Raw genomic sequence first — 18,492 nt, 5'->3', positions numbered from 1 at the left:
TGCAGGAGTAGGGGGTTATGGCTTGGATTGTACTGGCCGTAAAAACCACTCTGAAGCCCGCTTTGACACTTGATTCGATGCCGCCTGCACTGGTGCGTTCCTCTTCAGACCGTTTCCCGTCTTCGGTAGTTCACCCTTAGCCGTGGCGTCGAATGTGTAAGTCTAACGCCAGACAGCCTTTCAAGCCATACCCGTGTGCTTGGTTTGGGGGCGAGGGGTTGCCGGTCGCTGCGATTCAGGCGTCCTGCCTGGTTGGCAATCACTTGGGGCGGCCTGGGGATTGGATGCTTGGTCCGGGCGACGTTACCTCCCACGATTCGGTGTCTTGCTCCCACGAGTCGTTGGTGCGCGACCAGTTGATGTGGATGTCGGTCGCGTAATCCTCACGCGGCTCCACACCTTTGCTATCTCGCTTCCAGTCGAGATTGTCCCGGACTTGCCAATGTTGGCTTTTGGACATGGGGGAGTTGGCGTACCAGTTCCAGCATTCCTGCAGGGCGGTTTCCACGTCGCAGAGGACCGCGGTTCGCTCGTTATTTAGCTGAACGAACAGTGTTCCGGCGATTGCCACTCCGACTCTTAGCGTCAGTTCTGTTTTCTCGGCATGCGGTTGCCGTGGTGGCAGTGCGTCGGAGAAGAAGCGTTGGTAATACGTTTGCAGATCCGAATCGATCCGCGGGAACTCTTTCGCCGGGGTACCCTCTGCGGGAACGGAGACAAACGGATAATCGTTGTCAGGCTTCTGTCCGTCCCACAATTCCATCGTCATTTGCGGCTCGGCAGTTGCCGGCTGGAAGTAGGCCGACCCGCCCCCTGCATGACGAAGTATCACCTGGGCCAGGCTCTCGATCGCTTCGTGCGGGCTTCGCTGAAACAGCGAGGGAGCATCTTGCGTTTCCGGCGGGTGGGGTGCGTTGTCGCCTCCTAGAAGCAATGCCTTGCGCGACGCATTAAACAAGGCGACGGCAAGCTTCGAGGTTTCGGTGGATATGCCAATCAGTTTGTGCAAGGAAGGCAAATCGCCGGCACCAAGATCGCTTGGATCACTGGCGAAGTCAATCGATAACACGCCCCGATCGACCTTGCCGTACTGTTTGTCGGATGCCATGTAATGCAGCAGCGTCTCGAACGAGTCAATCTCGGGGTCACGGTACGAGCAGCACTTGAAGTGAAACGGCAGGCAGACGCTCAGACGAACCTGGCGCGACTCCGGTACGATCGCTGTCGACCGGGGAACGCCATCGGTGAACTGCGCGACGACCAGCTTCTGGTGCGTCGTGGCCCACCATCGGTTGCCTTCGCCGATCCGTGGGTGCGAGATCATGGCGCTGGTCGGCCGATTGCTCGAGAAGGTCGATTCGTAAGCGACCATCTTCATGACGGGCCAACCCTCTTCGTTTCTGCCTGCCAGGCTCAGATTGGCAAGGATCCGATAGCGTGGCTTTCGCGGCTCTTCCTCGGCTTGAGCGGCAACGAGAAGAAGGTCTGATAGAATCCCATTCAAGTAGCGCCAATTCCAGTATCTTGAACAGTAGGGAGACGCCAGCCTGGTCATGGCTGCCTCGTGTACGGTCTTGCCGTTGGCGCCGCCGTGGAAACCTTGATTCTCCGACTGCAGATGGTCCGATGCATAACGAAGCGACTGCTGGCACATCTTCACAAGCTTCTGAAGCAGCACCTCGTCCAGTTCCAGGTACGGAGCCCGATCACGTCGCCGGTTCACCCGAATGACGCCGGCGGATGGCTTATCGGGGCTAGGTCCGTGCGTCGCAACCGAGGCACCCAGAAAGCGATAATGATTCACCGGCGTCAGCGCGACTTTCTCAGCGTACTTGAAGCCTGGACTTACATTGACAAGGCGTCTGCGTTCATGGTTTCCGGAGTACACGCGTTCGGTCATATCCGGCACATCGTTCTTCCTGATCGATCGTCCTCCTCGAAACCCCAGATAGCGCGTCATTCCGATCGGGTTGTCGTCATCGTACGGATCGTCTTCGAGGTCGTAGTGATATGCCGCACTGGAAGTGACATTCTCCGGGCTGCCTGAGTGGACCAATCCAGTGGTCGACACACACTTCAGACTCTTGATCTCATCACACAGCAGATCGGAAGCGAAGATGGAACAGGCATCGGAGTCAAAAATATCTCCCATGGCAAGACGTAGCGCATCGAGCATGTCGCTGCCATGAATCCCATCCCGGAACAGAACCGTCGCCACCTTCGCGCACGAAATCTTGCTCTGAAGCGCGTGGTACTCGGCAATCATCCTGGCTACTAGCTCTGCCAGCTGGACGAGAATGCGATCGTTGAATATTTCGTCGACATCGACGAGTCCAATTCCGTAGCGTGGCGAGAAGAAGAACAGATCGAGTACGCCAATGGGCTTGTTGCCTTGGGACAGACGTCCCTCGATCGCCGAATCTTCGAGGTAGATCGGAGTTCCTTTCACCGATTGCAGTTCCACCTTTCTCGCTTTTCGCTTGAGCGTACGAAGCTCCGCGGCTGCCTCGGTAAAATGCCGGTGTCGCACGCTCCCTTTGGGTGAATGAAGTACCAAGCTGGTAAAGTTGATCAGATCCTCTTCCAAATTGGTATCGACCTCATCCGAACTGCTTGGTGGCGTTACTAACGGAAGCCACTTCTCCTTTTGATACAGATAGTCGAATCCGGCCGTTCCTAGGGCATTGAACCGGTTCTTCTCCCAGTCGGCGATCCACACGGTACAACCGATTCGCGGAGGCGTGGCGACATGTCCGACTAGCGTTGAAAGTTCGTAGCAGAATCGTTTCACAAGGCCTGAAAGCCCAGACCCATGAATCCCCGGATGACAGCATAAAGCGGATGTGCTCTTATTGGCGGTTTGAATGACGACTAGATCCTTGACCAAACATTCGGCATCGCTTTTCAATAGGCCCAGCATATGCCAATCGAACGCATATTTGGAATTCGACTCCAGGCTGAGAACCCCAATTACCTGCGGGTCACTTCCGCGGGTGCCGTCCCTCAGAAAGATCGGCACCGAAATCAGGGACTTGGTTGATTCGATATCGACCTGGTAGGGGGCCACGTTGGGTCTATCGGAGTGCATGTCGAATTCGATGGCATCATGCACGATCCCTTTGCCGTACTTCGCGACATAGGCCGTCGCCGAGATCTCCTTGTCGTCGGCAGCGATCTCCAACTCGCTCGGCTTCATTGGGCAGTTGTAGGTCACACAGGGGACGAGCTTCTTCGGTGTCTTATTACTCTCATCCCACGGCACATAGGTCAGGAAACCGGATGTTGCCCCATATCGCTCGACCAACTCGGCCACTTCATCGTAAAGCCTCCGGCTTGCCTCGTGGACCGATTCAGCTGTGACCTGACGAAGCAGCGACCACATGTTGGGTAGAATATCGTGACGCGTGCTCGACTTGCGTCGCTGTTCCCTTTGTCGGATCCCGGTAAACTCGTGACAGCGCGAAAGGATCTGCTCCAACTCGTCTCGGATATCCACGTCCTGAAAGTCGGAACGGTTTCGCAACCCCCTCAAGCGCTCTTCACACTTCGCGGCGCGATTGAACTCGAATTCCGCCAGCGAGACACCATCCGCCACGATACAGTCGTGCGCATGGAAGTGCCATCGCGAAAGCGATATCTCGCCGTTGCGAAACAGGTTCGCCAGCCGCTGCAGCTTGATGTACTGAATCGCGTTGCCATCGCATCGGTTCAGGTGATCTTCAATCTGGCCAAGAAGTTTAGGACCGTTGATCTGCTTTAAACCATCTTCGGTCTCTTCCATCAGCTGGGTCGTTTTCAGCCAATGGGCAATTTCCAGCGATGACGATTGCTCCTGGCCCGAAACGATCGAGGCCAACCCACACGTTCGGATTTTTTTCTGCGGGTTGTTCACGGCGGTCTCGACGGCAATGTTCTCGACAAAGACGTCTACGATCAGAATGCCGTCCCCCTGAGGTAGTTCGCCCGACGGCTTACCACTGAACCACCAGCTCTTGCCGCGTTCATCCAACGGAAGCATCACCGAACTCGCCCCGAAGTTGCCAGTGTTGCAGTAGACCACGCACTGCTTGTTACGCGTGTAGTGCCCGATGATGTTGTCGAATACCTCCCGTTTTACGTTATACGAAGGGATCACGATCATCTTGCACTCGTCAGGGTCAGGCAGTTCGTGGTGTTGCAGGGCCTCGGAACATACCAGCGTATGAAACGAAAACAGGGCCCCATCGCGGGTCCGCATCTTGATAATCTTGATCCCGACGAGCTTGTCGTTACGGTAGTCGTCGGTCCGTTCATGGGGCGATGGCGACTGCTTGCGCCGTAGCTTGACCTTCGGTGATTTGCCAACGCGGGGAATGATCTCGGTGACGATACTGGTCGTGCCGGCGACATTCGCCACCAGGCTGTTGATCGTGTCATGCGATACGCCAACCCTTTGATAGGTCGCAATCGCTTTCGGGTCGGTGTTTCGAAAGGAATGCGTCCCGGCCACAATCGCGGTGTGCGTTTGCTTGGCAAAGTCAACCAGAAAAGGCAAGCAGTCCTGCGGGACGCCGCCTTCGGGAAACACAATCAGGTCCGGCATTCGCGAACAACTGGCGGTTTGCTTCCCGTCAGATTCGTCGTTCATCGAATGCCGAGCCGATGATCGCCCGCTGGCCGGCGTTTCTGGCCGGTCCGAGCCTGGATTCTCAGGCGTCGCCCACTCGTCACGCATCCAGGTGAGAATCTGCTCGATGCGGTGCTTTTGCCACTTGAGATAGTCCCCCCGAAACTCCTGCGCCAGGCAAGCAATCTCGCCGGAGACATCCGCCATCCGGGAAAGCGAAGGGACATCCCCCGCCAAGGTGAACGGCTCGGACGTAAAGTCGTGCCCACCAACCAACGAGTCAATCGGCCCAGAAAGTTGCACCACAGCGATTCGAATAGGAATAGACATGCATGCCTCCGCCAAGGGGGTAAGTTGGCCACATTCTAGTGCCCCCAGCAAGCATGTCACTACTGTTAACCACATTTATCACCAATGATTTCCCAGGGGGGACATACACTAGGACAAATAGAGAAACCATGCAGCCCTACAGCTCAGTTTTCCCTCTCATATGCGACTATATCTACTCCTTAGATTCCTACTAATAGCGTGCAAGTGCATCAATTTACCATATGGCGCCCGGTGGACTAACGAGAGGGGAGTGAGGTCGTAGACGGAAAGTGCGTGTCTGCCGCTGCCAGATACGAAAAGTCGATTACTTGTGTGTCACATGTTCCCGGTGTTACACAGTCAGATCAATTCGTACGCCCCCGCAGGCGATCTTCTAGCCCTAGCTCTATCGCCATGGCGTCCAGTTTGCGACCAATTTGGCTGTTGGCGAGTTTCTGCGACTCTTTGGCCTTCTTTCGCAGGCCAGAGACGATTGCTTGTATCTCTTCGACCTTCTTCAGGCTCATAAACGACGCGCAGTCGTGCAGGACTTCGTAAACCTTGTAGAACTCCTGGGCGAGCGAATCGATTTCTTCAGCGGTTAGCGTCTCGCTGCGGTTGGCGATTTCTCGACCACGACTATCCTTCATCGGCTGATGGGGCCCGGTGGAGACGGCCGAAGGGGGATGCTTCTTTTCTTTCGCGGCGACCAGCTTGCTGTCTGCCGATGGCTTGGCGGCGTCGGCCTGGTTTTTCTTTTTGGGAGGCATTTTGGTGACTGCTTTCATAGAAAGAGCTTGCGGCAATGCTTCACGCTATCTTACCTGCTTTCTTTTTGAATTATAGCCCATAAGTGCTTGACAAAGCGTCACGCTTTTTGTATCCTAAACAAAGCGTCACACAAAGCGTCACGCTTTAAAGCAGTGCTTCACGAACCATCCTGTTGAAAGGTTGCCCGATGTAGCCCCTCATCACCCAGCCAAGAGCACCTGAACCGACGGATATCGAGCGAAGGACCGCTCCCGACTTCCAGCAGCCGAAACGGATGTTTCAGTGCCCCTGCGCGCCGGCTGCTTTTTTCATGCGCACGTATCGATCTGCAAAGGACCGACATGACCGACGCCGTTGAAATTTCGCTCGAGCTCGACGAGATCGACACGTCTCGCGGATGCTTCTGGGCTCAATTGGTCGTCCACGTTGAAGTGACTGGGCGGCATATCCTGTCAGCCGCCATCATGCAAATCGACGTGATTGACTTTGCCAGCGATGCGACCGAGGCCGACGACCTGGCAAGCGACGAGCGACATACCTGGTGCGAAGAGATCGCCGCGGCTGTTCTTTGCGACGGACTGCTTAGCGAGCAACGGCTACTCGACCAGGCAATTGCGGAAGTCGAACGCTCGGCCTTCTCGCGCGAGGAATCGTTCCGCGAAGAGTTGGCCCGCGGTTGCCGCTGATGCTGCCGTAGATCGAAAGCTGGACCTCCTTTACCAAGACTTCTCAATATCCGAAAGCAAATCCTATGAGTTCACGACAACCCTTGAAAACGGGACAGCCAGTCAAGTATCGCGAGGCGGCCCAGGTCTATCCGGCCACTGTTCGCGGCGACCTGGAAGATGACATCTACTACATCGATGTCGATCGCCGTGGGAAGGTGACTTCGAGCATTCCGGCCCACCGGCTTGATATTTATTCGGATGAAGACCTCCCATTCTTAATCGACGACCTATTTGGTGTTTCCGAAGACGCGTTGGCCGAGATCCATCAGCTGTTGCAGTTGGGATCGAATCCAATTCGAGCACCGCTTGATCAAAAGACCGGTACTGCTAACCCCAAAGAATAGCCGCGGCTCGCGAGATAAGAACAAGCGACATGAAGACTTCTTCCACAACAGATGATCCTGGACCGGCAGAAGGCGACTGTCCGGAGTTGTACCAGGTGGTCATCCTCTGCGACAGCGAAGACCAACAACGCAAACTTTATGACGAGATGCAGGAAAGAGGGTTGCCATGCAAATTGTTGATGCTTTAGTCGAATGCCCGGTAACGGAGTCGTTTCGTGTTCGTCAACTGGCCGGCATGTTCGACGTGCCGTTGGAAGACAAGCTTACGCGGCGATTTCAGGTGGAACTACCGTCCGAAGAAGACGATTGGCAAGTCGGCATGATCGTCGGTGACTCTGGCAGCGGAAAATCGACCGTGGCTCGGGCAGCCTACGATCATCGACTCGTCCAAAGATTTGCCTGGAAACGGGGCCAGGCTCTGATCGATGGCTTCGGTATTTCCCTCTCGACGCGAACCATCACCCAAACGTTAGTGGCGGTTGGCTTGAGTTCACCGGTTGTCTGGTGCCAGCCGTATCACTGCCTTTCGACAGGGCAGCAGTTTCGAGCAGACGTTGCCAGGGGGATGCTTTCTCGTCGAAAACTCATTGCTTTCGATGAGTTCACCAGCGTGGTCGATCGCACTTCGGCTCGTTTTGGTTCGATGGCTCTTCGCCGGGCGATTGATCGCGGGCAGATCTCCAAGAAGCTCGTGGCCGTGACGTGTCACTTGGACGTAATCGATTGGCTGCGGCCTGATTGGGTGTTGGATATGACCAGTGGCAAGCTCACGCGGAGGTGCCTTCGGCGACCGCGATTACAACTTTCGATCCATCGCTGTAGCCGAGACCTTTGGCCGTTGTTTGCGTCGCATCACTATCTCGATGGACAACTCAATCCAGCAGCCCGGTGCTATATCGGCCTCGTCGAAGGCCAACCGGCGGTGTTCGCGGCCACGCTGAACAACTTCCGCAAGAATCACCTCCGCATATCACGACTGGTGACGCTGCCTACGTATCAAGGGATCGGGCTGGGCGGACGCATGCTGGACGAACTATCCCAGCATTTGACCAACGAGGGAGCAACCCACATCCACATCAGCGGCAGCCACCCGGCCGTGGTCGCCCATTGCAATCGATCAACGCGCTGGGAGTTTCGAAAGCTTTTGAAGACAGGCCGCCAGCGAAGCGGCATCTATAGCGATAACTCCCACTGGAAAACAAGTACCGGCCGAGCCGTGGCGACGTTTCGTTTCGTCGGCGGCTCGGAGAGCGATTAGGCAGAAACCAAGCTTCTATCAACAACGATGTAAGGACAGCATCATGCGTGGATACACCAAGACCCCAGACCAGGTTCATGCGATTGAAGACGCCTTTGCCGACGGCATGAGCCTGCGAGCCGTGGTAAAGAAGTTTCGAGTCGGAACGCAAACGGCCCAAAACATTCGCGACGGAGTTCACCCGCTACAAAACGACGAGCCCATCTACGAGCGCTGCCCCGGCTGTGGCGGCAAGGTGATCATGCCGTGTATTCTTTGCCGAGTGCGGAAGGTAATGGATCAAGAGCGAACCGTCAAGTTGCAGCTGAGGGACCGGCGTCAGGAAGTGGATACATGCGGCTGGCGGTGATGTGTTCCCGCGAATCGCATCAATGTTCGCTCCGCGATCTAGGTACCATCAATCGGTCAGCTCAATCGCCGCTGGCTCGCGTCACCAGGGCATTGAGGGTCTCTTGGTCGATCGACTCAGGCAGAAAACGGACCGAGCCATCGGCCAGGCCGACATTGGCTCCGCCGGCGTGAAAGCTGTAGATGCCGCCGGAGTTGCTTTCGTTGATCCCTTCCTCGTGTCCGAAGACGAGCCACCAGAAATGCGTGCTGACACCCCAGGCAGCCTGGTGATGATCCATCCCGGTTGTCGGGTCGTCGTAAGGGTACACGTCGACCGGTTCCCCTTTTCGATACCAGTCAGGCCGGCCGGCGCGTTCGGCAACCAGGATGGTGTTCGACTGGCCATCGCTCACGTCGCGCAGTCGCGCTTTACGATAGGCGTCTTTCGCGGGTAACGGATTGTAAGACCTTGGTTCGCCCCAGGCACCGAATTTGATGTTCTGTAAATCGACGGTGCCGGATGGCTTGAACCAGTAACCACCGATCGCCTCGTAATCACTGCGTGCTGCCGTTCCGATGACTTGAAATGTCAGTGTGCCATCTGCTGCTGGCGGCGAATAGATGTCTGGTACGACACGATTATGCGGATTTGCCGAAGGGCAGAGGTAGGTCGCCAACTCGACATTGATCGCAGCTTGATTGGCTGGATCGGTCGCGAAAAGCTCGGAAACGCAACGGTCATACAAAGCCGTTTGTTCGATGTGTGGCAACAGAACCGTTCGCCACGAATGAAAGTGAAACTCATCCATCGCACTTCGCGGCTGAGCGAGCGGGGTACCATTGTATAGGGGCGGAAGCATCCCATTGGCTGACTCGTGATTGGCAATGCCCAGTACGATCTGGCGAAGGTTGTTCTGGCATGTGAGCTTCCGGCCTGACTCGCGAACTGCCTGAACCGCAGGAATCAGAATCGCCAGCAGCAGCCCGATAATGCCGAGAACCACCAGTAATTCAACCAGCGAGAACCCTCGCCGGCCGGCTCCTGTTGAGCAAGTGCGTGTTGCGATAAGTTGCCTCATGGGTTCATCCCCGCCAAACGGCGATCCCAGGCCTAACCGATCAGTAAACAACGTCTATCGTAACAATCGGCCCCGAGGCAGGCGAACGATTTGTATCTGCCGGAAAAATCACCTACCTTAATCGAAACACGTATCGGCGTACTCCAGTATACGCAAGATCATCACTCATTTATGACAGTTCGACGACGCCTACCAAGTTGGTGACATCGCTCGGCATGAAAATTTTCATGACTGAATTCAATTTCCGCGAAGCTCTGAAGGCGGCCATCGACCAACTCAGATCCGAAGGCGTACCCAACGGGTTTATCGAGCTTCACAACAGCGGTTACATCAGTTCACGAGAAGTAAAGGACAATATCTTTCGCCATTGTGTGAGCGACAACTCATTCACCGGCTTGATTCAGAAGATAGAGAAGCACCCAGAGTCGTGGGTTCGTGACATCGCGGAAGATCTCAAAGACACACTTCAAAGAATTCGCGATCGGATTACTGATCTTGATGAAATTGAGCGCTCGTCTCCTCTCAAACCCGGAGCCAGAATCTTTCTGACTGGTGGCTACGAACACCCGGAGCCCTGGTGGCTGGCAGGTAGGGACGGATATTGGGGAACATTCGTCCGCTTTGCACCGGCTAGCGAGGGAGCTATGCCGATCGCGTTTGTGAAACTCGACCAAGAGATTCATCGTATCGAGGCCGTCGGTACCAGGCACGAAGGTGTCTGCGCTTTACTTCGACTCACCGGGGTAGCAGCCAAATGGGAGTCGTCAGGAACAGTTACGATACATGTCGTACAAGAGTTTCCCCAGGACGTTGCAACCTTCTACGACGAACACCCGTTTGGCACAGAGTTGGAATGGGGAGCAACGTACCAACTCAAGACACTCGCGCATGAGACGTAGCGAGCACGACGATTCAGGTCGGGATAATGCAACACACTCTCAACTTCGAGACGACCACATGCTGCTCTAGCATAGTACTTATTGGAAAAGTCGAGTGACCTACGACATCAAATCGTAAAACAGTGCGATTGGGCAGCCTGGAGCCCATTTCAGCCGAATGAACAAGTTAGATCAAGTTAATGAGGAACCCAAAAGAAAGTCCCAGAAGCAGCAACAGCCCGCCGACGACGGTAAAGATGATGCCATCTCGTTTTGTATTCGCAGGTGCATCGGGCGCAGACGCCTTATTCAAGTTGCGAACGCCTTGCACGACGACGTAGATAGCGACGCCGATGATCAATAGTTGAATCATGATGTGTTCTCATTCGTATGGCAGATAACCCGATAACGGCTCGCACCATTGGAATATCTTGACCTGCGAAGTCAAGCAGTCGTTTCTAGCATTCTGACAATCCCCAGAAGAAATACGACGAAACGCCCGAAATTCGTATGGCGCAAAGATATAGCAACGCACAAAAGAACGGCGTCACCCACCAGGATAACGCCGTTTGCACGTTTGACTCTCGGCCGCGCCAGCTTAGCCGACCTTCTTCAGCAGTGAGATGCGTCCACCGACGACCCACTCGGCCAGGTAGATGTTGCCGTTGGCATCAAAGGTCGCACCGTGTGGATGGACAAACTTGCCATCAACCCAATTGCTGCGGTTCTGGCGAACCTTGCGGCCGTTGACCGTCTTGCGCCACGCGTCGTGTTTCTCTGCCTCATGGTCTTGCTCCCGCCAGACACCGATCCCTGGTACATCCTAAATCCACCAAGGCTCATCGTAACAACCAAATCTCTACACAGGCGAACGAATTGTATCTTGCCGCTTTCTTCGTACTGATATTCAGCCGATCGTGAAAATGGTTTAATCGCCTGCCCGCGTACTCTAAAATACGTCTCGCGTGGAAACCTGCCTTCTTGATGTTCGCGTCGCCCGTCGTCTCTTGCCTGGAGAACCTCTCATGAAAACCTTGGGCCTGCTTTCCTGTATGGGACTGCTCATTGCCATCTCTGTTGCCCCCGTTTCGCTTTCCGCCCAGGACGAGACGACTGAAGAGATTATCGAAATCGTCGACCGGCTGTCGCAGAAGGTGCCGGCCCCCAAGTTTGAGATCGTCCGCATGTTTCGCACGCCGATGCGGCACAAAGAGTACATGGACGTCTCGGAGGACGGCTCGCGAATGGTGTTCATCCAGCGCGACAAAAAGATTTCGACTTGGAACCTGGATGCCTCGATGAAAATCGCCGAATTCATGGCCGCCGGACAGGCCATCGAAGGCGTGCTGAAGATATCTCGCGATGGGCGCTACGTTGCGTTCGCAAACCAGCGGAAGTTCGTCGAGGTGTGGGAAGTCGAGACGGGCGAGTTGATTCAAACGTTCGCCGAGATGGACTGGAAGATTGGTGATCTGGGTTTTTCGCTCGATAGTCAGTTGATGTATATCTCAGGCACGCGCGGGCAGCGGATGATCGTGACGCCGGATGGGGAAGTGGTCGACATGCGGGCCGAGCCGCTGATCGACGAGGAACGCAGGATCCGCGTGTGCAATTTCGGCCAAGACTGCTGGGCCACGGTCATCGAACGCACCGACAAAGATGTCAACGAAGTGTTCTGGGAAACGCCGGACGGGGAAGGGCACGCGGATCTGCCTCATCGCAATCCGCCGAACATTTCCGGTGGTCCTGGCGTCTTCTGCGTGTTTTGCGGGGCGGAATATTGGGTTGGTCCTTATGGGTCTGGGCATGTGAGTGGATTCTCGACCCAGCAATGGCTCACCGACGTGCGGATCGATACGATCGAGAACCCGGAGGTGGCCAACTATTTGTGGATCGCTACCTGGAGCGGTGCGGAAGTGTGCGGCGTCTGGCATCCCGAGCACACCAACCTGATCACCGTGCCGCGCCCCTTCGATCCATACGTAATGCTGTTGCCGGCACCTAACACCCAGCGGATCATCGAGCAAAGCCCTGGCGGCCGGGTCGTTGTTCATGAACTCGATCGAAAGGAATTCCGCGCGTCTGCCTACCGCACCAAAACCATTCTCGACTCGGTGCTCTTCCAGAAGCGATTCGACGTGCTGCAGGGCGTCGCCAAGCGCTGGGAGCATCGCGAAGATCCAATTATCGACAACAAGCTGACGACGGCCTACTCCGAGTTGGTTCACTACGTGGCCAACTTCCGCGACACGCCGCGCAATAATGATGAGCAGATCGAGTACCTGAAGGAGATGGCCCAAGAGCACCCCGATAGCGACGTCTTCCGCCTGGCCCTGGCCAGCAAGTACTACTCGCTGGGTACCGAAGCTCGCGGTAGTGGTGCCGCTTTCCAAGTGGCGCCGGAAGCATGGGAGACGCTCGATAAGTACATGGAAAAGACGTGGGAAACGATTGAGCCGATGCTGGACCAGGAAAACGTGCCGCCAGAGGTCTACGTGTGGGTAGTGATGGTGGCTCGCTATCAGAACTGGCCTGATGCCCGCCTCGATCCTTACTTGGAGCGGGCCATGAAAGAGTGCCCCACCTACCATCGCATCTGGAAACAGGCCTGCATGTCGAAGCTGCCGCGATGGGGAGGCGCCCCTGGCGATACCGAAGCCTTAGCTGCCAAGGTAGCCGATCATATCGGCGGCATCGAAGGAGATATCGTGTATGCCGAGGTGGGCCGGTTGATCTATATCTTCTTCACCTGGCGCGGGCTGGTCGAGGAAGCCGGCTTTGATAAAGACCGCATGATGCGCGGCATGGTCGGTCTCTGCGAACGTTCCCCGGACGTCTACGCCGAGAACCTGGCGTTGCAGTTTGCCCGGGAGTTCAAAGACCACGCCGCCGCCCATCGCATTGCGACGCTGTGGAAAGAGCGCAACCATACGTACATCCACCGATTATGGAAGTGGGACAAGAAGGAAATCGATGACACGTTAGCGTGGGCACTCGCTGACGAACTGCCACAGAAGGAGGAAGAACCCGCGCAGCAGGACCATGAAGCCGACCAGTAATCAGGAGGCAGGATGCCTACCGGCATCATCGACGGCTAACCATCTCTGTCAATTCAGCCGGCTGTTGTTTTCACTAAAAAAGCTAGCCTGATTGCTGTGAGCGTGGCGAACGGCAATCAGATAGGGGTGGGGGAAACCCATACCACCATTGATGTTCCAAGACCATTTACTTTTTGGCATCCTCTTTGCACTGACTGGGCAATATTCAATTACGACTCACACAGGAGGTAACGATATGAGTATTCGCCTTAGCCTAACCTTGTTGACCGTCGCGCTTTTGCCGGGTCTTGCTCTCGCCAATCCTTGGAAGACGATGGTGGGGCATGAGTATCCTTCCACTTCATTCGACCGCACGAGAATCGTCGCGGAAGTGGTCAGCGATGGAGATGACCTGCAAACCGCCGCCCAGGACTGGTACGAAGATTACTACAATGGTTACGACGACGATGTTTACATTCATGGCGCCTATCACGCACCGGTAGCGGTTACTGCGGCACCGGCCGCGGTTGTCATCCACAAGGATAATCATCACCGCGTGGCCGAGTTGGAAGCGGCCCTGGCACGTGACGTCGCCGCTCGCAAGGCACTTCAAGCCGAGGTCCGCGAACTGCGTGCCGAGCATCTGAAATATGAAATGATGCTGCAGAAGGAAATCCGCGAGCGAGAGCTAGTGAAGTACCAAGAGATTACTCCACCAGCGCCGCCGGTTCCCCCGTTTCACTCGGTTAAAACGAGTCGTTAATCGAAATAGATGAGACCAATGGAAAGCCATGCTCCTGCGATCTGAGCATGGCTTTTTTCGTTTCGAAGTGAGCGTCTGGTGAAATTGTGATCGCGCTGGATCAGTTCGGACCAAGTTCAGTGACACTCGTCTCTGCTTCTTCAGTAGGCCTGACCGGTTGCAGACAATAAACAACCCAGCTGACGAAGTAAATGTTGAACGCGACGATCGCGATGACCATCACATAAGTGTCAAGGAAGGTTCCGATTTCCCCATAACCGGCCTCAAAGCGGCTATCTCACAACTCGGCAAAGGGCTGAGAATTCGGAATGATAAGGATGAATGCGCAGGTGATAATCCCAGCAACGAGTTTTCCCCAGCGCGTTTTCACCGTAAGCGGAAGGGCCAGTCCCACACTAGCGAGCACCATCATTTCATAAATACGAAAATCCGTGTGTGATTCTTTGAACCTCTGAATGATGACCGGCATAGCCGACACGTAAGGAAGCCACGCGGCCAGAGCGAACGCAATTCCCGCAATCAAAAGCAGTATCTGACGAATCGAATACTGCCGTGCGCGTACGGGTAGTTCGGCTTTAAGTAGGAAGGTTACCCACATGAGCAAAATCGTTCCCATGGCTGTTGTGGTGATTAGTATTGCCCACATGAGCATTTGCAGGGATATATCTGACCCGCCATAACTCTGCATCGAGGCGTACCGGAAATAGAACATGCTGATGGCAAATAAAAACCACCGCAGCCAATGTGGAAGGCGAACTCCCCCAACCACCACACCTAACGTGAGCGCATGACCGGCCAGCAGAGGCCACCAATACGTTTGGGGAACGCACGCCCAAAAAGCGATCGCGGCGTTGAAAAGAGCCAGCCAAACAAGTGCAAGAATCAGGCTGATCCGGGTGACAACGTGGGAACGATTGGTGGTCATTTTCAACACTCAGTGGAAACAGATCATGGCCCGGTGTACTCTACTGTGGCAACCGTCTGATGGACGATGCTCCACTTTACGTTTGTGCTCTCCCGTTCGCAGTTGTAACTAGCCATCACCTGGTAGCTCCATCGCTCAGGAACCAACAACAAACGAAGTCTTCTTCCAATTGGTAAGTTGCTTGTAGGCTGATCAGCTTTCCGTTTGCCGAAGTTACGTCGATCGGCTTAGCTTTCTAGGGATGATCGCCGGTCGTCTCCACTGCGTGATCCGGCGTCGGCGTCAGCCACTTTTCGTAAACCAGCGTACTGCCTGGCACTCCTTTGACGCGTTTGACTGGCAGCAAATTCAACTGGGCGATCTCTCGGGCAAGCGTGTCGTAATAGTCACAAGAGAAACTAACCATCAACGGATAGCGTTTTGGCTCGGTTTCGTCCCGTACGACGAGAATCAATTCCGAGATGTTCGTCTCTGCCCGGAACTTCCCGTCGTCGTCCGGCATGTCGTTGCGTACTTGCAGATGGTCGACCTGGTCAATCGGCAGGGAAAGATTGTGCTTAGAGACGCGCACCATTTGCTCGACCCGATCGACCAACAGCGGCGGACCTTCGTTCTCAGCGGCGCGGTACGAAAAGTAAATCACCGTAGTGGCAAGCAGACAAATCGAAGCGGCAAACAGGCTGAACAGGGCCACGACAGACCACCGTTGGTCCGGCTCGCCCCACACCAATACCGGCACAGCCATCAAGCCGCAGAACAAAATAAAGAGGGCGCAGAACACGCCAATCCCGCCCCACGGTACCGGCCTGGGTACCAGGACCACCTCGGCCTCGGTCACGACCAGGTTCCACGGGTGAACCACAAACACGACCGGCTCGTTGACGATGGAAGATCGAGCGTCTTGTTTGGCTGCGAGAGTCAAAGTGTTGTTTCCGTAAACGAGTGATTCGGTGGCCCTATATTAGCAAATGTCGTTAACGATCGATACCTTCGTCGCCACTCGCGAAAATATGCGTTTCGCGAATCTTCGCACAATTCGTGTAACAGGTCGGCGCCTGAGTGGGGTAAACTTATTACTTGACGTTTACCCCGCTCAGTTGGTGAGCGCCCGGAGACGACCGCGCTCTGGGCGCGCTGCTTCTCTGGAGAGAAGAAACCGTCATGACCACCCCATTTCGCCGCCTGCTCGTTATTGCTGCCGTTCTGTTGGGATGGGTCAGCAACGTTTTGTCTGACGAACCAAACAACATCAACGCCTGGATGATCTACACCACGATTCAGTCGTGCCAATTGGCGGCTGCGGAAAGCGTGCGGCAGGACGTCGACGGACTGAGCGCCGAGCATGCCAAGAAGCTCGGCGCGCTCCACGAGCATTGGGAAGCGAAGATGAAAGACTTTCGCAAAGCCAACCGCAAACCCACCGAAGAGCAGATCACCAGACTATACGACGAACTGACCGCAGACATTCTGAGCGTGATCAAACCGCCGCAACTCGCCCGGCTGCAGCAGATCCAATTCCAATGCGATGGCCCGGCCAAGGTAGTGGTGATGCACCCGGCCAGCAGTATCATCTTTGGCCTGAGCGAGGAAACACAGAAAAAGATCTTCTCCATCGAGATGAAATACCAGCACCAGTTGGCGGAAGCCTCCTTCAAAAACATATCTCCCACTTCCCCCAAGCGGCAGACCGATCCGCCCGAAATCGTCAAGCTGCGCCAGGATCGCAACAACGAAGCCCTCGACCTGATGACCCAGCCTCAACGCGATGCTTGGGAAAAACTAATCGGTCAGCCGCTGGCCGCCCCCTTGCGCGATACCAACGGCAAGCGGGTTCATCCGAAGGTGATCTCTTTGCCGTAAGGTCAAATACTCGGCATGCCATGCGAGCCAGCGTCTGATCGACGCTCAACAAAACGATAAGGCAAAAATCGTGGGATGGATCTCGGAAGATGATCGACTGCTGACGTACTACGAAGGTGCCGTCTATGTGACCAGCCTGAACGAGCCGGCCCAGTCGGAGATCTATCGCATCTATCCCCCCAAGCAATATGGCCCGTCCAAGACCAAGACGCTTCGCATCCGCGCCGGCAACCAAAGGTTTTTGGAGGTCGACAATAGGCCCTACACGATGGACATGGTTTTCCTGAATTCTATTTCCTGGCTTCCACGGTCAACACGAACTTTCACCTTGGAAAACGTGCCGGATTTTTGGCACCGACCACCCTACTTAAGACCTCCGAGTGAACGTTTCCCAGGCTTACTTTTAACTCTTCAGGGTTTGACCTATCTATTTCTGAAGATAAAGCGTATACTTCGCATGGTTGGTCAGTCGATCGTGACTACGTTTTCACCCCTTCTCTAAGGGTTGGTCCCCGACGCTCTTTCGCCCGTCCCGCCTGGTAGGTCGTATTGTCGACCACCTTCTTTTTTCTTTCGGGACGCGGCCTAGTGCCACTGCCTGGTACTCAATGGGAGTTCAAACTTTGGGTAAAAAACTGTATTGCGGTAATCTTAGTTACGATGTCAGTAGTTCCGACCTGGAACAAATGTTCGGCCAATATGGCATGGTCGAAAGCGCACAGGTCATCACCGATCGCGACACCGGACGTAGTAAGGGCTTCGCATTCATCGAAATGAATTCGGACGCCGAAGCACAAGCGGCGATCGATGGCCTGAACGAATCGATGCAGGGCGGACGTGCCCTGACCGTCAACGAAGCGAAGCCTCGCGAAAACCGCAGTGGCGGTGGCGGTGGACGCGGCTACGGTGGTGGTGGCGGCGGAGGTGGCCGTGGTTATGGCGGTGGTGGCGGTCGACGCTACTAATCGCGTATCTTCGCGTTTTCGCTGAATCAGCACCTGGATCCAAGCGATCATTTTGATGGCGTTTGCGTTGCGTAAGAGTACGCGCGCAAACGCCATTTTTCTTGCAACAACTGAGGAATCATGGCCAAGAATCAAAATACCATCGAAAAACGTCGTCGAGAGATGGAAAAGAAACGTAAGGCCGAAGAGAAACGAGAAAGAAAGCGATTCAAGAAGGATCAACCCAACACATAGAGAATAACGACTCATTCTCAATTGCCCGCGTGAATCTGGGAATGGACTGAAGGTCGCGCCGCTCCTCATCACCCTTTGTCGCGAGGCACCCAGCATGTTATCCCCAGCCGAGCAACGAGTCATGAAAACCTTTCGTATGTTCTACATGCAGACGGGCGAAATGCTCTGTTTCAATGGCGTCGACCTAGTCACCAAAACGCCTGCCCTGGATAGTTTGGTCCACAAGAAGTATCTTACTCGTGAGAAGTTTGCCGGCGCGTTTTCGCTTACTCGAGCCGGCTATAGCGAAATGCGAGATTCGGGTCCATCGGAATGACCTAAACGACAAGACCAACGCCCGATACCTCATCCCACCATCCCTTCTTCATCATCTGTGGTTGATTGTTGCCGGTCAGTGAAGGAAA

General features: G+C 55.1%; 17 protein-coding genes. 11 read left to right on the top strand and 6 right to left on the bottom strand.

Annotation, left to right across the window (positions count from 1 at the left end; genetic code table 11):
- Positions 1 to 259: 259 nt before the first annotated feature.
- Both Pan97_RS12140 and Pan97_RS12135 read right to left on the bottom strand, forming a co-directional pair.
- Positions 260 to 4,936 (bottom strand): GAF domain-containing protein, encoded by a 4,677-nt coding sequence (locus tag Pan97_RS12140; RefSeq protein WP_144972881.1) that lies wholly within the window; start codon positions 4,934 to 4,936, stop codon positions 260 to 262.
- A 344-nt stretch (positions 4,937 to 5,280) separates the two neighbouring features.
- Positions 5,281 to 5,685, bottom strand: coding sequence for a hypothetical protein (locus Pan97_RS12135; protein ID WP_144972879.1), 405 nt, complete (start codon positions 5,683 to 5,685; stop codon positions 5,281 to 5,283).
- 342 nt (positions 5,686 to 6,027) lie between these two features.
- Here Pan97_RS12135 and Pan97_RS12130 point away from each other — a divergent pair, with 342 nt between their 5' ends.
- The 4 genes from Pan97_RS12130 to Pan97_RS12115 all read left to right on the top strand — a co-directional run bounded on the left by Pan97_RS12130 (position 6,028) and on the right by Pan97_RS12115 (position 8,365).
- Positions 6,028 to 6,372, top strand: coding sequence for a hypothetical protein (locus Pan97_RS12130; protein ID WP_144972877.1), 345 nt, complete (start codon positions 6,028 to 6,030; stop codon positions 6,370 to 6,372).
- A gap of 65 nt (positions 6,373 to 6,437) precedes the next feature.
- Positions 6,438 to 6,758, top strand: a complete 321-nt coding sequence (locus tag Pan97_RS12125; RefSeq protein ID WP_144972875.1) for a hypothetical protein — start codon at positions 6,438 to 6,440, stop codon at positions 6,756 to 6,758.
- 166 nt (positions 6,759 to 6,924) lie between these two features.
- Positions 6,925 to 8,016, top strand: a complete 1,092-nt coding sequence (locus tag Pan97_RS12120) for a GNAT family N-acetyltransferase (RefSeq protein WP_144972873.1) — start codon at positions 6,925 to 6,927, stop codon at positions 8,014 to 8,016.
- A 43-nt stretch (positions 8,017 to 8,059) separates the two neighbouring features.
- Positions 8,060 to 8,365, top strand: coding sequence for a hypothetical protein (locus tag Pan97_RS12115; protein WP_144972871.1), 306 nt, complete (start codon positions 8,060 to 8,062; stop codon positions 8,363 to 8,365).
- Between the two features lie 61 nt (positions 8,366 to 8,426).
- On the opposite strand, the gene Pan97_RS12110 is transcribed toward Pan97_RS12115, so the two are convergent.
- Positions 8,427 to 9,425, bottom strand: coding sequence for a DUF1559 domain-containing protein (locus tag Pan97_RS12110; protein WP_144978345.1), 999 nt, complete (start codon positions 9,423 to 9,425; stop codon positions 8,427 to 8,429).
- A gap of 227 nt (positions 9,426 to 9,652) precedes the next feature.
- Between Pan97_RS12110 and Pan97_RS12105 the strand changes: the two genes are divergently transcribed.
- Positions 9,653 to 10,324, top strand: coding sequence for a hypothetical protein (locus Pan97_RS12105; protein ID WP_144972869.1), 672 nt, complete (start codon positions 9,653 to 9,655; stop codon positions 10,322 to 10,324).
- A gap of 166 nt (positions 10,325 to 10,490) precedes the next feature.
- Here Pan97_RS12105 and Pan97_RS12100 read toward each other — a convergent pair whose 3' ends face one another.
- A complete protein-coding gene (locus Pan97_RS12100; protein WP_144972867.1) occupies positions 10,491 to 10,676 on the bottom strand; it encodes a hypothetical protein in 186 nt (61 codons plus the stop codon).
- A gap of 652 nt (positions 10,677 to 11,328) precedes the next feature.
- Here Pan97_RS12100 and Pan97_RS12090 point away from each other — a divergent pair.
- Together Pan97_RS12090 and Pan97_RS12085 are read left to right on the top strand one after the other, a co-directional pair.
- Complete coding sequence (locus tag Pan97_RS12090) at positions 11,329 to 13,362, top strand: WD40 repeat domain-containing protein (protein WP_144972865.1); 2,034 nt, start codon at positions 11,329 to 11,331, stop codon at positions 13,360 to 13,362.
- Between the two features lie 235 nt (positions 13,363 to 13,597).
- Entirely contained in the window at positions 13,598 to 14,104 is a 507-nt protein-coding gene (locus Pan97_RS12085; protein WP_144972863.1) for a hypothetical protein, read from the top strand.
- A gap of 277 nt (positions 14,105 to 14,381) precedes the next feature.
- On the opposite strand, the gene Pan97_RS12080 is transcribed toward Pan97_RS12085, so the two are convergent.
- Both Pan97_RS12080 and Pan97_RS12075 read right to left on the bottom strand, forming a co-directional pair.
- Positions 14,382 to 15,029, bottom strand: coding sequence for a hypothetical protein (locus Pan97_RS12080; protein ID WP_144972861.1), 648 nt, complete (start codon positions 15,027 to 15,029; stop codon positions 14,382 to 14,384).
- Between the two features lie 235 nt (positions 15,030 to 15,264).
- Positions 15,265 to 15,951 carry a hypothetical protein gene (locus tag Pan97_RS12075; protein WP_144972859.1) on the bottom strand — a complete coding sequence of 229 codons (687 nt, stop codon included), beginning with the start codon at positions 15,949 to 15,951 and terminating at the stop codon, positions 15,265 to 15,267.
- A 239-nt stretch (positions 15,952 to 16,190) separates the two neighbouring features.
- On the opposite strand from Pan97_RS12075, the gene Pan97_RS12070 reads away from it, so the two are divergent.
- The 4 genes from Pan97_RS12070 (at position 16,191) to Pan97_RS12055 (ending at position 18,404) form a co-directional block, all read left to right on the top strand.
- Positions 16,191 to 16,889, top strand: coding sequence for a hypothetical protein (locus Pan97_RS12070; RefSeq protein ID WP_144972857.1), 699 nt, complete (start codon positions 16,191 to 16,193; stop codon positions 16,887 to 16,889).
- 70 nt (positions 16,890 to 16,959) lie between these two features.
- Positions 16,960 to 17,391 carry a hypothetical protein gene (locus Pan97_RS12065; RefSeq protein ID WP_144972855.1) on the top strand — a complete coding sequence of 144 codons (432 nt, stop codon included), beginning with the start codon at positions 16,960 to 16,962 and terminating at the stop codon, positions 17,389 to 17,391.
- Positions 17,392 to 17,512: 121 nt separating this feature from the next.
- Positions 17,513 to 17,854: an RNA recognition motif domain-containing protein gene (locus Pan97_RS12060; protein WP_144972853.1), complete on the top strand. Its 342-nt coding sequence runs from the start codon at positions 17,513 to 17,515 to the stop codon at positions 17,852 to 17,854.
- Positions 17,855 to 18,209: 355 nt separating this feature from the next.
- Positions 18,210 to 18,404, top strand: a complete 195-nt coding sequence (locus Pan97_RS12055; RefSeq protein WP_144972851.1) for a hypothetical protein — start codon at positions 18,210 to 18,212, stop codon at positions 18,402 to 18,404.
- Positions 18,405 to 18,492: the final 88 nt, after the last annotated feature.

This window comes from Bremerella volcania, from assembly GCF_007748115.1.
Taxonomy (GTDB): domain Bacteria; phylum Planctomycetota; class Planctomycetia; order Pirellulales; family Pirellulaceae; genus Bremerella; species Bremerella volcania.
The sequence above is the reverse complement of the archived record's forward strand: the minus strand, read 5'-3'. Positions and strand labels throughout refer to the sequence as shown.

Coding starts and splice junctions, on each gene's coding strand:
- Pan97_RS12130 (WP_144972877.1), top strand. CDS start 6,028: ATGACCGACGCCGTTGAAATTTCGCTCGAGCTCGACGAGATCGACACG.
- Pan97_RS12125 (WP_144972875.1), top strand. CDS start 6,438: ATGAGTTCACGACAACCCTTGAAAACGGGACAGCCAGTCAAGTATCGC.
- Pan97_RS12085 (WP_144972863.1), top strand. CDS start 13,598: ATGAGTATTCGCCTTAGCCTAACCTTGTTGACCGTCGCGCTTTTGCCG.
- Pan97_RS12080 (WP_144972861.1), bottom strand. CDS start 15,029: ATGACCACCAATCGTTCCCACGTTGTCACCCGGATCAGCCTGATTCTT.
- Pan97_RS12090 (WP_144972865.1), top strand. CDS start 11,329: ATGAAAACCTTGGGCCTGCTTTCCTGTATGGGACTGCTCATTGCCATC.
- Pan97_RS12115 (WP_144972871.1), top strand. CDS start 8,060: ATGCGTGGATACACCAAGACCCCAGACCAGGTTCATGCGATTGAAGAC.
- Pan97_RS12140 (WP_144972881.1), bottom strand. CDS start 4,936: ATGTCTATTCCTATTCGAATCGCTGTGGTGCAACTTTCTGGGCCGATT.
- Pan97_RS12135 (WP_144972879.1), bottom strand. CDS start 5,685: ATGCCTCCCAAAAAGAAAAACCAGGCCGACGCCGCCAAGCCATCGGCA.
- Pan97_RS12070 (WP_144972857.1), top strand. CDS start 16,191: ATGACCACCCCATTTCGCCGCCTGCTCGTTATTGCTGCCGTTCTGTTG.
- Pan97_RS12100 (WP_144972867.1), bottom strand. CDS start 10,676: ATGATTCAACTATTGATCATCGGCGTCGCTATCTACGTCGTCGTGCAA.
- Pan97_RS12120 (WP_144972873.1), top strand. CDS start 6,925: ATGCAAATTGTTGATGCTTTAGTCGAATGCCCGGTAACGGAGTCGTTT.
- Pan97_RS12105 (WP_144972869.1), top strand. CDS start 9,653: ATGACTGAATTCAATTTCCGCGAAGCTCTGAAGGCGGCCATCGACCAA.
- Pan97_RS12055 (WP_144972851.1), top strand. CDS start 18,210: ATGAAAACCTTTCGTATGTTCTACATGCAGACGGGCGAAATGCTCTGT.
- Pan97_RS12110 (WP_144978345.1), bottom strand. CDS start 9,425: ATGAGGCAACTTATCGCAACACGCACTTGCTCAACAGGAGCCGGCCGG.